Genomic DNA, 13,462 nt, shown 5'->3' with positions numbered 1-13,462 from the left:
CGACCCCTAAAGAGTGTCCGAAATGGACGGACGAAGCGTGCCGGCGGCATCCCCCACCGCGACCACGCCGAGTTCCAGCAGCTCCTCGAACGCGCTGTCCGCGGCCAGCTCCCGCACCTGGATCTGGTACCGCGGCGTGGTGCGGTACGTACCGCCCTGGTCGCTGTTGACCTGCACGAGGAAACCCTGGTCGGACAGGAAACGCAGCGCGCGCGACACCATGCCGCGGGTGGTGTCCGAGGCGAGCCTGCCGTCCTTCGTCGCCGCCGCGGCCGGGCGCCGGGCGTACGCGCGCCAGGCCTGCTCCAGCTCGGGGGCGTCGGACAGCGGGTCGTTGTTCAACTCCGCCTTCGCGGCGCGCTCGTCGAGGATCCGGCACGCTTCGCGCACCACTCCGTCGACCTGCTCGACGCTCACGCGGCCGATGTAGGTGTCGTTGGCCAGATCGTCCGGGCGCGGATAGCCGAGCGCGGCCGTGGCCAGGTGCACCAGCCCGTGCAGCACCTTCTCGGTCTCGCGGCGCTCGCGGATCTTGCTCTGCCGCGCGTACGAGTCCATCTTGATCTCGAACACGGACTCGTCGGTGGCCGCGAGCACCGCGCCCGCCTGTGTGCTCACGTCGAGCACCATCAGGCCCAGCCCGGCCGCGACGGAGTTGGTGAGCTGCTTGAAAGCGCTGTCTTCGCCGTACCGGCGCACGAGGTCGCCGTACACGACGTCCCGGCCCGGCAACTGCTTCGGCTTCATCCCGAACGAGATCAGCCGCGCAGCGCTCTCGACATCGGAATTGTTCATGCCACCTCCCCCTCGTCTTCGCGCTCGATCCGGGCCGTGCCGAGCAACAGGTCCGCGCCGCCGAACTCCGCGTCCTCCAGCAAGGTCCCGTCGTCCACGGCCAGCAGCGCGCGATCGCCCCCCTGCCGCACGGCCGCGCCGACCTCCGGACTGTAGGAGTGCAACGCCCGCAGCGCGACCAGCCGCGCCAGCTGCGGGTCGGTCTCTCGGGCCTCGGCGAGCAGCCCGGACAGCCGCCTCGGCACCTCGGGCAGGTCGAGCAGCTCGTCGGCGTGGCGCCACTGCTCGTCACTGTAGTAGTCGGTGGTTTCCGACGGGACGAGCTCCGGCTCCGGCAGCTCGCCGATCACCTTGTCCCGCTCCGGCGCCGGGCGCAGCAGCAGCGAAACGAGCGACGGCAGCGCGGGGACGGCGGGCACGTTCAGCCCGGCGACGGCGTGGAAGAAATCCTCCGCCGGGGTGACCGCGTCGGCGATCGGCAGCTCCAGCGTGGGCACGAGCAGCTGGCCGAACAGGTCGAGGGTGGCGCGCTGCGGCGGGCCGGAGAACTGCTGCCTGTCCTGCTCCGCGCGGAAGATCGCGCCCGCCGCCTGCAGCCGGGACTGCAGCTGCGTATGCCGCGAGATGCAGTCGCCGACGATGTCCACCAGCTCGGCGGCGCGGCGCTTGTGGTCGACGTCCTCGGCCTCGTCCCGGGCTCGGGTGATGTTGCGCAGGATCGCGTTCTCCGCGCGGAACCGGCTCTCGATGTGGGTGAGCGCGGAGTCGAGCAGCTCGGGCATCTCTTCGGCCCAGTCGACCGCGCGCACGTCGCGGCGAGTGGCGTCGAGCTTGGCGCGCAAGGTTTCCCCGTACTGCACGGTGCGGTAGCGCGCCTGCTCGGCGGCGAGCTTGGCGTCGGCGAGCCTGCCGCGGCTGATCAGGTTTTCGAGCTTCACCTCGGCCGCGATCTGCGCGGACTCCACGTCGGTGTCGAGCGCACCGACGAGGACGTTGATCGCTTCGTCGCTGGCGCGCAGGTACACCTCGCCGTCCGGGGCGGCCAGCTCGATGAGCAGTTTGAAGTCGAACGCGCGGCGGCGGTACGCGCCGGAGGCGTCGACGCTGCCGTACACGCGGCGGAATCCGCGGTCGGCGGTGCCGACGTTGATCAGGTTGTCCAGCACCCAGCGGGCGACGCGCTGGTGCTCGTCGGCCAGGCGGTCCGGGGCCTGCGCGGCGATGAACGGCTGCAGGCGGCGGATGACGTCCTCGTGGTCGGCGCCGGTGTCGAAGTCCATCGCGATGGTGACCTGGTCGATCGTGTGCAGCGCGATCTCGGCCATCTGGTAGACGGTGGCATCGGCCCAGTCGAGTTTGGCCTTGCGGGCGTCGAGGTCGTGCAGCGGCGCGGTGCAGGCGAGCGCCTTGAGCCGCCGAGCCAGGCCCTCGTCGACCAGCCCGCCGCTGATCAGGTCCGCGTCTCGCACAGTCCAGCAGACTAGGCGAGCCGCGCGCAGCGCGTCGGTTGAGGGCGGCGGTGGGTGACGGTGCGGGCTATGTGTCGTGCTCCGGGCCCGCGCGTTCGACTTCGCGTTCGTAGGCTTGGAGCGTCTCGATGAACAGACCGCGCTGCTCGGGCGTGAGCGGCGCGAGCACCTTCCGCCACGCGCGGGCGCCGCTGGCCAGCCAGCCCTCGACGTCGGCCCGGTAGCGCCCGGCGATGCTCACGATCGTGCGGCGGCGGTCGTTCTCGTCCTCGGCGCGGTCGAGGATGCCGCTGCGGGCGAGGTCGCCGACCATCAGGCTGACCGTGGTGGGCGCGACCTCGAGCCGGGCGGCGAGCTCGTTCACGTGCAGCGGCCCGTCGAAGAGCAGGTACGACAGCAGCGAAAGATGCCGTGGCGCCAGCGAAAACGAGCTCAGGCTGGCGGGCACCGGGATCTTCTTCGCGCGGCCGACCAGCCGGGGCATGAGCAGCAGCATCGTCCGCACGCCTTCGTCCACGTCCGGGCCCATGCCGTCATCATGGCATGCCGCTCCGGCGGTGATCCGTTACGTTCGGGCACATGTACGAGATGAGCCGGGACCAGTGGTGGGAGTTCGCGAGCGCGGGGACGAGGACGGGCAAGCTGGCGGTGGTGCGCGCCGACGGCACTCCGCACGTCACGCCGGTCTGGTTCGTGCTCAACGAAGGCGGCGGCGGTGACGAGCTGATCTTCAACACCGGCGTGGAAACGGTGAAGGGCAAGGCTTTGCGCCGGCAGCCGAGGCTTTCGCTGACCGTCGACGACCAGCGGCCGCCGTTCTCCTTCGTCCAGTTCACCGCCGAGGCCGAGCTGTCCGAGGACCTGGACGAGATGCTGCCGTGGTCGATCGCCATCGGCGCCCGGTACATGGGCGAGGACCAGGGTGAGCAGTTCGGCAAGCGCAACGCCGTCCCCGGCGAGGCGCTGGTGCGCGCGAAGATCACGAAGGTGATCGCGCAGGGCGATCTCGCGGCCTGAGCGAGACGGCCGAAAGCCGCCAGCGACGACGCCCGCCCGGCACGACACTGGGCGGGGTGAACTTCCCCGAACGCCTTGCCGCACAAGACTGGACAGCACTCGCGACGGAGGTCGACGCGTACGGCTGCGCCCGCATCCCGGCGCTCCTCGAAAAGGACGAATGCCGGGCGCTGTCGGCGCTTTACGACGACGTGGCGAGATTCCGTTCGACCATCGACATGGCGCGGTACCGCTTCGGGTCCGGGCAGTACCGCTACTTCGGCTACCCGTTACCGGACACCGTGCGCGAACTGCGCGACGCGTTCTACCCGCGCCTGCTCCCGATCGCGCGTGACTGGGCGACGCGGCTGGGCTGGGACGCGCGATGGCCGGACGAGCTGGAGACGTGGCTGGCGGAATGCCACCGCGCCGGGCAGGTCCGGCCGACTCCGATCCTGTTGCGCTATCAGGCCGGGGACTGGAATGCCCTGCACCGCGACCTCTACGGCGAGCTCGTCTTCCCGCTGCAGGTCGTGATCGGGCTCGACGAACCCGGCACCGACCACACCGGCGGCGAGTTCCTGCTCGTCGAGCAGCGGCCGCGCGCGCAGTCCCGCGGCACGGTCACCGCGCTGGGCCAAGGCGACGCGCTGATCTTCACCACGCGCGACCGCCCCGTGCGCTCCGCGCGCGGCTGGTCGGCGTCCCCGGTCCGGCACGGCGTGAGCACCGTCCGGACCGGGATCCGCCACACCCTGGGCCTCGTTTTCCACGACGCCGCTTAGGCGCGCAGGCCGACGACCGTGCGCGGCCTGATCGGAAATCCACCGCTCGTCCGGCACGACGACCCGCGCAGAGCCACCGGATCTACGTACGAGCCGCGCCGCACCCGCACGTCGCGGCACGCCGGTTCTCCAAGCCCGCTCAGGCGATGTCGCGCACCCTGTCCTCCCCTCGCAGGTCGGCGAGCGGCGGGCGTTGCCGGCACGTCACGTCCGTCAGCACCATCTCCCGCTCGACCCCGTGCTCGGACTCGCCGCGGCGGAACTGGGCCAGCAGTGTCGCGGGCGGTAGCGCCGACACCAGCCGCCCGTGCCGCGCGAGCCGGTCGAACACCGTCTGCATGATCTGCCCCGACATCCGCCCCAGCGCCTGGGTGCTCTGGTGGCGGTGGGTGCGCTTGCCGAGATCGACCTGCGCGAGCGCGTCCAGCCCCCGCGCGGCGAGGATGTCGATCAGGTGCCCGACCTCGACGCCGTAGTCGACCACGAACGGGATGCTCTCCAGCACCTCGCGGCGCCCGGCGTACTCGCCCGCGAGCGGCTGGACGAACCCGGCCAGCTCGGGCCAGTACATGTTCAGCAACGGTCGCGCGACCAGCTCGGTCACCCGGCCACCGCCGTCCGCGTCGCTGCCCAGCGGCCGGTGGTAGAAACCCTTGACGTAGGCCACTTCCGCGTCGGTCAGCAACGGGCCGAGCAGTCCCGTCACGTAGTCGCTGCTGAAGTCGTAGAGATCGCCGTCGACGAACACCACCAGGTCACCGGTCGTCGACGCGAGCCCTTTCCAGAGCGCTTCTCCCTTGCCCGCCATGCCTTCCAGCGACGGCAGCACCGCGTCCTGCGCCACGACCGCGGCCCCGGCTTCGGCCGCGACGCGCGCCGTGCCGTCCTGCGAGCGGGAATCCACCACCAGCAGCTCGTCCACCAGCGGCACGGCCTCCATCAGCTCACGCCGGATGGTGCGGACGATGTCCCCGACCGTCTCCTCCTCGTCGCGTGCCGGGATGACGACGCTGACGGTGCTCCCCCGTTTCGCGGCCACGAGCTCCTCGGCCCGCCAGCCGGCAGCGTGGCTGCTGCGCCGGGAGAGCCAGCTGCCGACATCGGCGGAGACCTTGAGCTCCGCCCTTTCGTTCGCGTGATCGGAACGCACGATCATCCCCTTCCCCGAACCGGTCAGGCCGTGATCCAGCGTCGGCGCGCCGGGTTTCGCGCACCCCGCGGCCGTGAAACCGCCGCGTTACGGAGTCCGGCGCCGCACCCGGCCGGAAGTAACACCAGCTGCACACGGTCAGCCCCGCAGGGGGCTCGCGCCGGAAGATCCAGCGCCCTCGGCCGATGACCAGTGGTCGCGCATCACATTTAATTAGTAGTTAGTAACTGATAACTTAGCGCCGTGGACGCGGTGAAGAAGACCTTGGGCAGTGGCATCTCCGGGCGTCTCGGGTTCGCGTTGGTCTGCACGGCGCTGGCGACGGCGGTGATCGGCAGTGTCGGTGCGCCGCTGATCACCCCGGTCGCCACGGACCTGCACGTGTCCCTCGCCGCCGCGCAGTGGACCCTGACGGTCACGCTGTTCACCGGCGCGATCGCGGGCCCGGTGCTCGGCAGGCTCGGCGGCGGCCCGTACCGGCGGGCGACGATCCTGGCGACCCTGGTTCTGGTCACGGCGGGCGGGCTGCTGACGACGCTGCCGTTGCCGTTCGCGGCATTGCTGATCGGGCGCGGGTTGCAGGGGCTCGGCGTGCCGCTCGTGGCGCTGTTGATGAGTGTCGCCCGCACCCATCTGCCAGCGGATCGCTCCGCGTCGACGATCGCCGCGCTGTCCGTGGCCTCGACGGTGGGGATCGGCGTCGGCTATCCGGCGGTCAGCCTGCTCGACCAGCTCGCGGGGCTGCGTGCCGCGTACGGACTGGGATTCCTGTTGTCGGCCATCGCGCTCGTCATCGCGTGGCGCGCGCTGCCCGCGGAGGCGCCCGGAGCGCGGCCGCGGATCGATGTACTCGGCGCTTTTCTGCTCGCCCTCGGGACGCTCGGGGTGCTGCTGGTCATCGCGGAGCCCGCGATCTGGGCGGATCCGTGGCTGGGCGGCGGACTCCTCGCGGCGGCCGCCGTGATCCTCTCGGGGTGGGCGGTGTTCGAACTGCGGGCCGCCGCGCCGCTGGTCGATCTGCGGATGCTCGGCCGGGCACCGGTCCTGCGCGCGAACCTGGCGATGCTCGTCGCCGGGATGGGCTTGTACCTGTTGTTCAGCCTGTTCACGCGCTTCGTGCAGACACCGGACGGCGCGGGCTACGGGTTCGCGCTGCCGGGTGTCGCCGCCGGGGCGGCGCTGATCCCGTTCTCGCTGCTCGGTTTCGTCGCGGGGCGGTCGGTGCCCCGGCTGAGCGGCGGCGGCACGGTACGCCGGATGTTCGCCCTGTCCGCCGCGATCGCCGGGGCCGCCGCGCTGCTGTTCGCCCTCGCCCACGGTTCTCTGGTCGCCGTACTCGCCGCGATCGCCCTGCTCGGTTTCGGCGTCGGCGGGACCTCGGCGGTGATGCCGAAGCTCGTGCTCGCCGGTGCGCCGCAAGGGGAAACCGCGAGCGTGCTGTCGATCAACCAGATCGTGCGCAGTATCGGCTTCAGCACCGGCAGCGCCCTCGCCGGCCTCCTCCTCGCCTCGGCGACCCCGGCCGCGATGACCCTCCCCACGCAAGGTGGTTACGTCACGGCGGCGCTGTGGTCCCTGCTGCCCCTGACCGCCGCGGCGTTCATCGTCACGAGGGCGCGGCGCTAGACCTCTTCCTCCAGCATCTCGGCGGTGACGGCCGACTCGGTGTCGGGGATGTTCATGTCCTTCGCCCGTTTGTCGGCCATCGCGAGGAGGCGGCGGATGCGGCCGGCCACCGCGTCCTTCGTCATCGGCGGGTCGGACAGCTGCCCCAGCTCCTCCAGCGACGCCTGCCTGTTGGACAGCCGCAGCTTCCCGGCCGCCAGCAGGTGATCCGGCGCCGTGTCGCCGAGGATCTCCATCGCCCGCTCCACCCTGGCGGCGGCCGCGACCGCCGCGCGCGCCGAGCGGCGCAGGTTCGCGTCGTCGAAGTTGGCGAGCCTGTTCGCGGTCGCGCGCACCTCGCGGCGCATCCGGCGCTCTTCCCACTGCAGCACGCTCGTGTGCGCGCCCAGCCTGGTCAGCAGCGCGCCGATCGCGTCACCGTCGCGCACCACGACCCGGTCCGCCCCGCGGACCTCACGCGACTTGGCCTGGATGCCCAGCCGCCGCGCGGCACCCACCAGCGCGAGCGCCGCCTCCGGCCCCGGGCAGGTGACCTCCAGCGACGACGAGCGCCCCGGCTCGGTCAGCGAACCGTGCGCGAGGAAAGCGCCACGCCACGCGGCTTCCGCGTCCGCGATCCCCCCAGACACGACCGCCGCGGGCAGCCCGCGCACCGGGCGGCCCCGGTTGTCGATCAGGCCCGTCTGCCGGGCCAGCCCCTCACCGTCCTTGACCACCCGCACCAGGTACCGCGTCGTCTTCCGCAGGCCCCCGGCGGAAAGCACGTGCACGTCCGAATGGTGGCCGTAGAGCTCCTGGATCTCCTTGCGCAGCCGCCGCGCCACCGAACCGGTGTCCAGCTCCGCCTCCACCACGACCCGGCCGCCGACGATGTGCAGCCCGCCCGCGAACCGCAGCATCGACGCCACCTCCGCGCGGCGCGGCCCGATCTTGGTGATCTGGAGCCTGCTCAGCTCGTCCTTCACCGCCGCAGTCATCGCCATGTCCCCTCCCTGCTTTCTCCACCGTCCCGGTCGCGCGCACTCCAGCGGCGCCCGAGAGCCTCTCGCACACAGTCCGCGAGCGCATCCGGATCGTGCAAACCCGCCACGTTCGGGTCCGCCACGTCCGCCAGTACCGCCCGCGCCCCCAGCGCCGCCGCCGCGTCACTCAGCCGCCGCGGCGTGGGCACCGAAGCCCGGTCCGCGATCACTGTGTCCACCCGCAGCCCGGGCGCGTGCTCGAAGAGTACGTCCAGATGCCGTTCGGGTGAGAAGCCAGCCGTCTCTCCCGGCTGCGGGACCAGGTTGAGGATCACCACCTTCGTCGCCTCCGTCCGGACCAGCGCGTCGTGCAGACCGGGCACCAGCAGGTGCGGCAGCACGCTCGTGAACCACGACCCGGGGCCGAGGAACACCACGTCCGCGCCGAGCACGGCGTCCACCGCCTGCGGGCAGGCGGCGGGCGTGCCACCGTTGCGGGCCGGCGTGCGCAGCTCGATCCGCCGGACCCGGCCCGGTGTGCTCGCGAGCGCCACCTGACCTCTGATCGTGCGGACCTCGTCGTGGTTACTGAGTCCGGTGACCTCGCCCTCGATTTCCAGCGGCTCGGTGGACATCGGCAGCACCCGGCCGCTCACGCCGAGCAGCCGGCGCGCCTCGTCCAGCGCCCGCACCGGGTCACCGAGCACCTCGAACAACCCGGCCAGCACGAGGTTCCCGACCGCGTGCCCGGCCAGCGCGCCGTTGCCGCCGAACCGGTGCTGGAACACCTCCGCCCACAGCGTTTCGCCCAGCTCCGCCTCGGCGAGCGCGGCCAGCGCCTGCCGCAGGTCCCCCGGCGGCAGCAGGCCCAGCTCGCGACGCAGCCTGCCCGAGGACCCGCCGTCATCGGCGACCGTCACCACGGCGGTGACGTCGGAGGTCAGGCGCCGCGCCGCGGTGAGCGTCGCGTGCAGCCCGTGCCCGCCCCCGAGAGCGACCGCGCGCAGCGGCTCGGCCGGCGTCACTCGCGGCCCAGGTCCCGGTGGATCACCTTCACCGCCATACCGTCCTCATTGGACAGCAGCCGGGCCAGCTCCTCGGAAATCGCGACACTGCGGTGCTTTCCGCCCGTGCAGCCGACGGCCAGGGTGAGATAGCGCTTTCCCTCGCGCTTGTAGCCGGCGCCGATCAGCCGCAGCAGCTGATGGTAGCGGTCGAGGAACTCCTCGGCCCCTTCCTGGGAGAGCACGTAGTTGCGCACTTCGGAGTCGAGCCCCGTGTGGTCGCGCAGTTCCGGGATCCAGAACGGGTTCGGCAGGAACCGCACGTCCATCACCAGGTCCGCGTCCATCGGCAGCCCGTACTTGTAGCCGAACGAGAGCACCGTGACCCTGGTCTGCGTGGCGGACTCGGAGCCGAACGTGTCCTCGATCTTGGCGCGCAGATCGTGCACCGAGAGCGCGGACGTCTCCAGGATCAGGTCGGCCTCGTCGCGCAACGGCGCCAGGAGCGCGCGCTCGGCCGTGATGCCGTCGGCCAGCCGCCCGTCGCCCTGCATCGGGTGGCCGCGGCGCACGGACTCGAAGCGGCGCACCAGCACCGCGTCCGTGGCCTCCAGGAACAGCACGCGCGGTTTGTACCCGCGCGCGTCCAGGTCCTTGATCACCGAGGCGAGGTCGTCGGTGAACGCCCGCGAGCGGACGTCCATCACCACGGCCACCTTCGTGATCGCGCCGCTGGCCTGCGCGCCCAGCTCGACCATCGTCGAGATCAGCTCGGGCGGCAGGTTGTCCACCACGAACCAGCCGAGGTCCTCCAGGCATTTCGCGGCGGTGCTGCGGCCCGCGCCGGACAGCCCGGTGACGACCGCGACCTCCATCCCGGAATGGTGCTCGTCCTCGTGTCCGGTCATGACTCCCTCTCCCCTGTGTTGAGTGCCGCGTGCACCGCTTCCGCGGTCCGTTTCCCCACTCCCGGCACCTGTGCGATCTCGTCCACCCCGGCCTCGCGGAGCTTCTTCACCGAGCCGAAATGCTTGATCAGCGCGGTCTTCCTCGTCTGCCCCAACCCTGGCACACCGTCCAGAACGGACACCTGCAGGCGCTTCGCCCGTTTCTCGCGGTGGTAGCGGATGGCGAACCGGTGCGCCTCGTCCCGCACGCGCTGCAGCAGGTACAGCGATTCCGCCGTGCGCGGCAGGATCACCGGATCCGGGTCCGCCGGCAGCCAGACCTCCTCCAGCCGCTTGGCGAGCCCCACCACCGCGACGTCGGTGATCCCCAGCTCCGCCAGCACATCCGCGGCCGCGGTGGCCTGCGGGCCCGCGCCGTCGACCACGAGCAGGTTCGGTGGGTACGCGAACTTGCGCGGCCGCCCCGTTTCCGGGTCGATCCCGGGCCTGCTCTCGTCCGCCTGGTTCTCGGTTTCCTTGAGGTAGCGGTGAAAACGCCGCCGCACGACCTCGGCGATCGAGGCGACGTCGCCCTCTTCCGCGGCCTCACGCAAGGCGAACCGCTTGTACTCGGACTTGCGGGGCACGCCGTCTTCGAACACCACGAGCGAGGCGACCACGTCGCTGCCCTGGATGTGACTGATGTCGATGCATTCGATGCGCAGCGGCGCGCTGTCGAGGCCGAGCTGCTCCTGCAGCTCCGACAACGCCGCCGAGCGCGCCGTGAGATCGCCCGCGCGGCGCAGTTTGTGTTGCTGGAACGCCTCTTGCGCGTTGCGCTGCACGGTTTCCGCCAGCGCGCGCTTGTCCCCGCGCTGCGCGACCCGGAGCTGCACACGGGAACCGCGCAACCCCGACAGCCATTCGGCCAGCGCGTCGGCGTCGGCGGGCAGCTCCGGCACGAGCACCTCGCGCGGCACGGGGACTCCGGCGTCGGCCGTCTGCTCGGCCAGCTCCGCCTGCTCGCCGTAGAACTGCGCCACGAACTGGTCCACCAGCTCGGCGATGTCCATCTCCTCGGCCTTGTCGATCACCCAGCCGCGCTGGCCGCGCACCCGGCCGCCGCGCACGTGGAAGACCTGGACCGCGGCTTCGAGCTCGTCGTGCGCGAAGGCGACCACGTCCGCGTCCGTGCCGTCGCCGAACACCACGGCCTGCTTCTCCATCGCGCGGCGCAGCGCGCCGAGGTCGTCCCGCAACCGGGCCGCGCGCTCGAACTCCAGCGTCTCGGAGGCTTCGGCCATCTGCTTTTCCAGGCGCCGCACCATCGCATCGGTGCGCCCGGCCAGAAAATCGCAGAAGTCCTCGACGATCGAGCGGTGCTGCTCCGCGGTCACCTTGCCGACGCAGGGCGCGGAACACTTGTCGATGTAGCCCAGCAGGCACGGGCGGCCGATCTGCGTGTGCCTGCGGAACACCCCGTTGGAACAGGTGCGCGCGGGGAACACGCGCAGCAGCAGGTCCAGCGTCTCGCGGATCGCCCACGCGTGCGCGTACGGGCCGAAGTAGCGCACGCCCTTCTTGCGCGGGCCGCGGTAGACGTGCAGCCGCGGGTACTCCTCGTGCAGCGTCACCGCGAGCACCGGGTACGTCTTGTCATCGCGGTAGCGGACGTTGAACCGCGGGTCGAACTCCTTGATCCAGTTGTACTCGAGCTGGAGCGCCTCCACCTCGGTGGTGACCACCGTCCACTCCACGCTCGCCGCCGTGGTGACCATCTGGCGGGTGCGCGGATGCAGCCCGGCGAGGTCGGCGAAGTAGGAGTTGAGCCTGCTGCGCAGGCTCTTGGCCTTCCCGACGTAGATCACGCGCCTGGTCGCGTCGCGGAACTTGTACACGCCGGGCTGGTCCGGGATGCTCCCCGGTGCTGGACGGTAGGTGGACGGATCAGCCACCCCGCAAGCCTATGGCTCGGGGGTGACAGTCTCACGCACCCCCACCGGTCACTGCGGCGGACCGGCTGTGCAGTGCACCGGCCCGGCGCCGGCGGGATCGAGCGCGTTGACGATCATGTCCGCGACCCCGCCGTCGAACGCGAGCCCCGCGTGCCCGACCGGGTCGAGCGGGCAGGTGTCCTGCACGAACGCGTTGCGCACCCCGGGCTCGGGCACGAACGACGTCTCCGGCGGGGTGACCACGGTGTCGGCGCGGGTCGCGATGATGGTGTAGTCCACGCCCGGCTGGGCGATCGGGCCGTCGGTCAGGTCCCGCACCGCAGACCCGCCGGGCAGCATCTGCGGGCAGGACTGGCAGCCGGAGTTCGCGAGCACCTGGTCCACCACCGGGCGGAGCCCGAGCAGGTCGGCGAGCGTCACGAGCCCGGAGACGTTCGTGCCGTGCGTGGGCGGCGCGAGCGCGACCACCCGGCGCACGTGCGCGGAGTAGGCGAGCACCTTGGGGATGTAGAGGGACTGGAAGGCGCCCTCGGAATGCCCGACGAGATCGACCTTGTCCGCGCCCGTCGCCTGCCGCACGCGGTCGATGAACGCCACGATCTCGCGCGAGGAGCGCTCGATCGCCGTGGTGCCGCCGACCGGCGCGGCCGGCGTGGCCTGGCCGTACGTGGTGACGAAGGTGCAGTACCCGGCCTGGCGGAGGACCGGGTCGAGGTAGGAGAAGTTCTCCGGCCCGGTGGCGCCGAGGCCGTGCAGCAGGATCACCGGATCCCCGCCACGGCACCCGGCGTCGGCGCCTGCCGACCCCGGCAGGAACAGACCCGCCAGCAGAGCCAGCACCGCGGCGATCGCGACCTTGCGCATTCGGACTCCCCCGTCCCTCGGCTGCCTGGAAACATTAAGAGCAGCGCGCGGGCCGCGCATTTCGAAACGGCCGCGGACGGGAGTGTCGTACCCGTGTGCCATTCTCGGGGCCATGCGCATCGCCACCTGGAACGTCAACTCGGTCACGGCGCGGCTGCCCCGGCTGCTGGCCTGGCTGGAATCCGCGAAACCCGACGTGGTGTGCCTGCAGGAGCTCAAATGCGCCACCGACGCCTTCCCCGGCGAGCAGGTCGCCGAGCTCGGGTACGAAGCGGCGGCGTACGGCACGGGCCGCTGGAACGGCGTCGCGATCCTGTCCCGCGTGGGCATCGAGGACGTGCGCCGCGGCCTGATCGACGAGCCGGTGTACGAAGACGCGTCGGAGCCGCGGGCGATCGGCGCCACGTGCGACGGGGTCCGGGTCTGGTCGGTGTACGTGCCCAACGGCCGGGAGCCGGGCCACGAGCACTACGCGTACAAGCTCCGGTGGCTGGAAGCGTTGCGTGGCACGGTAATCAGCGAGAGCGACGGGGCGCGCCCGTTCGCCGTGCTGGGCGATTTCAACATCGCCCCGACCGACGAGGACGTCTGGGACATCAGCCTGTTCACCGAGTCCACCCACGTGACCGACGCGGAGCGCAAGGCGCTGGCGGTGCTGCGGGAAGCGGGCCTGAGCGACGTGCTGCCGCGCGCGCTGAAGTACGACAAGCCTTACACGTACTGGGATTACCGCCAGCTCGCGTTCCCGAAGAACAATGGGATGCGCATCGACCTCGTCTACGCCGACGCGAAGTTCGCCGGCTCGGTCACCGACGCGTACGTGGACCGGGAGGAGCGCAAGGGCAAGGGCGCGTCCGACCACGCGCCGGTGGTGGTGGACCTGACGGTCTGAGCGCCGCCCCCGCACGCGAGCTGGCAGCTCATGTGCGCGTGTTGGCCACACGCAGGCGCGGGTTGGCCGTTCATGCG

The 13,462-nt window shown here is 71.5% G+C and carries 13 protein-coding genes; 4 read left to right on the top strand and 9 right to left on the bottom strand.

Annotated features, from left to right (window positions below):
* Positions 1-6: 6 nt before the first annotated feature.
* From FPZ12_RS17440 to FPZ12_RS17430, 3 genes are all read right to left on the bottom strand, one after another.
* Positions 7-795 carry a hypothetical protein gene (locus tag FPZ12_RS17440; RefSeq protein WP_144749703.1) on the bottom strand — a complete coding sequence of 263 codons (789 nt, stop codon included), beginning with the start codon at positions 793-795 and terminating at the stop codon, positions 7-9.
* Positions 792-2,264, bottom strand: coding sequence for a hypothetical protein (locus tag FPZ12_RS17435; RefSeq protein ID WP_144749701.1), 1,473 nt, complete (start codon positions 2,262-2,264; stop codon positions 792-794). The genes FPZ12_RS17440 and FPZ12_RS17435 overlap by 4 nt, the downstream gene beginning before the upstream one ends.
* A gap of 67 nt (positions 2,265-2,331) precedes the next feature.
* Entirely contained in the window at positions 2,332-2,793 is a 462-nt protein-coding gene (locus tag FPZ12_RS17430) for a MarR family winged helix-turn-helix transcriptional regulator (RefSeq protein WP_144749699.1), read from the bottom strand.
* A 50-nt stretch (positions 2,794-2,843) separates the two neighbouring features.
* On the opposite strand from FPZ12_RS17430, the gene FPZ12_RS17425 reads away from it, so the two are divergent.
* Positions 2,844-3,281 (top strand): PPOX class F420-dependent oxidoreductase, encoded by a 438-nt coding sequence (locus FPZ12_RS17425; RefSeq protein ID WP_144749697.1) that lies wholly within the window; start codon positions 2,844-2,846, stop codon positions 3,279-3,281.
* A 56-nt stretch (positions 3,282-3,337) separates the two neighbouring features.
* Positions 3,338-4,045 (top strand): 2OG-Fe(II) oxygenase, encoded by a 708-nt coding sequence (locus tag FPZ12_RS17420; protein WP_144749695.1) that lies wholly within the window; start codon positions 3,338-3,340, stop codon positions 4,043-4,045.
* A 139-nt stretch (positions 4,046-4,184) separates the two neighbouring features.
* Here the strand turns inward: FPZ12_RS17420 and FPZ12_RS17415 are convergent, their stop codons facing one another.
* Complete coding sequence (locus FPZ12_RS17415) at positions 4,185-5,195, bottom strand: glucosyl-3-phosphoglycerate synthase (protein ID WP_243769889.1); 1,011 nt, start codon at positions 5,193-5,195, stop codon at positions 4,185-4,187.
* 243 nt (positions 5,196-5,438) lie between these two features.
* Here FPZ12_RS17415 and FPZ12_RS17410 point away from each other — a divergent pair, with 243 nt between their 5' ends.
* A complete protein-coding gene (locus tag FPZ12_RS17410) occupies positions 5,439-6,821 on the top strand; it encodes an MFS transporter (protein ID WP_243769888.1) in 1,383 nt (460 codons plus the stop codon).
* Here FPZ12_RS17410 and whiA read toward each other — a convergent pair.
* The 5 genes from whiA to FPZ12_RS17385 are packed head-to-tail and all read right to left on the bottom strand — an operon-like array spanning position 6,818 to position 12,493.
* Positions 6,818-7,804: a DNA-binding protein WhiA gene (whiA, locus tag FPZ12_RS17405; RefSeq protein WP_144749691.1), complete on the bottom strand. Its 987-nt coding sequence runs from the start codon at positions 7,802-7,804 to the stop codon at positions 6,818-6,820. The two genes, FPZ12_RS17410 and whiA, sit on opposite strands and share 4 nt — an antisense overlap.
* Positions 7,795-8,790: a gluconeogenesis factor YvcK family protein gene (locus FPZ12_RS17400; protein ID WP_144749717.1), complete on the bottom strand. Its 996-nt coding sequence runs from the start codon at positions 8,788-8,790 to the stop codon at positions 7,795-7,797. The genes whiA and FPZ12_RS17400 overlap by 10 nt, the downstream gene beginning before the upstream one ends.
* Before the next feature lie 14 nt (positions 8,791-8,804).
* Complete coding sequence (gene rapZ, locus FPZ12_RS17395; RefSeq protein WP_144749715.1) at positions 8,805-9,662, bottom strand: RNase adapter RapZ; 858 nt, start codon at positions 9,660-9,662, stop codon at positions 8,805-8,807.
* A 29-nt stretch (positions 9,663-9,691) separates the two neighbouring features.
* Positions 9,692-11,629 carry an excinuclease ABC subunit UvrC gene (gene uvrC, locus FPZ12_RS17390; protein ID WP_144749689.1) on the bottom strand — a complete coding sequence of 646 codons (1,938 nt, stop codon included), beginning with the start codon at positions 11,627-11,629 and terminating at the stop codon, positions 9,692-9,694.
* 48 nt (positions 11,630-11,677) lie between these two features.
* Entirely contained in the window at positions 11,678-12,493 is an 816-nt protein-coding gene (locus tag FPZ12_RS17385; protein ID WP_144749687.1) for an esterase/lipase family protein, read from the bottom strand.
* 112 nt (positions 12,494-12,605) lie between these two features.
* On the opposite strand from FPZ12_RS17385, the gene FPZ12_RS17380 reads away from it, so the two are divergent.
* Complete coding sequence (locus FPZ12_RS17380) at positions 12,606-13,385, top strand: exodeoxyribonuclease III (RefSeq protein ID WP_144749685.1); 780 nt, start codon at positions 12,606-12,608, stop codon at positions 13,383-13,385.
* The last annotated feature ends 77 nt before the right edge of the window (positions 13,386-13,462 follow it).

This window comes from Amycolatopsis acidicola, assembly GCF_007713735.2.
In the GTDB taxonomy this organism is placed as follows: Bacteria; Actinomycetota; Actinomycetes; order Mycobacteriales; family Pseudonocardiaceae; genus Amycolatopsis_E; species Amycolatopsis_E acidicola.
Note: the sequence above shows the minus strand (reverse complement) of the source record. Positions and strands in the feature narration are given on the sequence as shown.

Coding starts and splice junctions, on each gene's coding strand:
- FPZ12_RS17440 (WP_144749703.1), bottom strand. CDS start 795: ATGAACAATTCCGATGTCGAGAGCGCTGCGCGGCTGATCTCGTTCGGG.
- FPZ12_RS17430 (WP_144749699.1), bottom strand. CDS start 2,793: ATGGGCCCGGACGTGGACGAAGGCGTGCGGACGATGCTGCTGCTCATG.
- FPZ12_RS17425 (WP_144749697.1), top strand. CDS start 2,844: ATGTACGAGATGAGCCGGGACCAGTGGTGGGAGTTCGCGAGCGCGGGG.
- whiA (WP_144749691.1), bottom strand. CDS start 7,804: ATGGCGATGACTGCGGCGGTGAAGGACGAGCTGAGCAGGCTCCAGATC.
- rapZ (WP_144749715.1), bottom strand. CDS start 9,662: ATGGAGGTCGCGGTCGTCACCGGGCTGTCCGGCGCGGGCCGCAGCACC.
- FPZ12_RS17385 (WP_144749687.1), bottom strand. CDS start 12,493: ATGCGCAAGGTCGCGATCGCCGCGGTGCTGGCTCTGCTGGCGGGTCTG.
- FPZ12_RS17380 (WP_144749685.1), top strand. CDS start 12,606: ATGCGCATCGCCACCTGGAACGTCAACTCGGTCACGGCGCGGCTGCCC.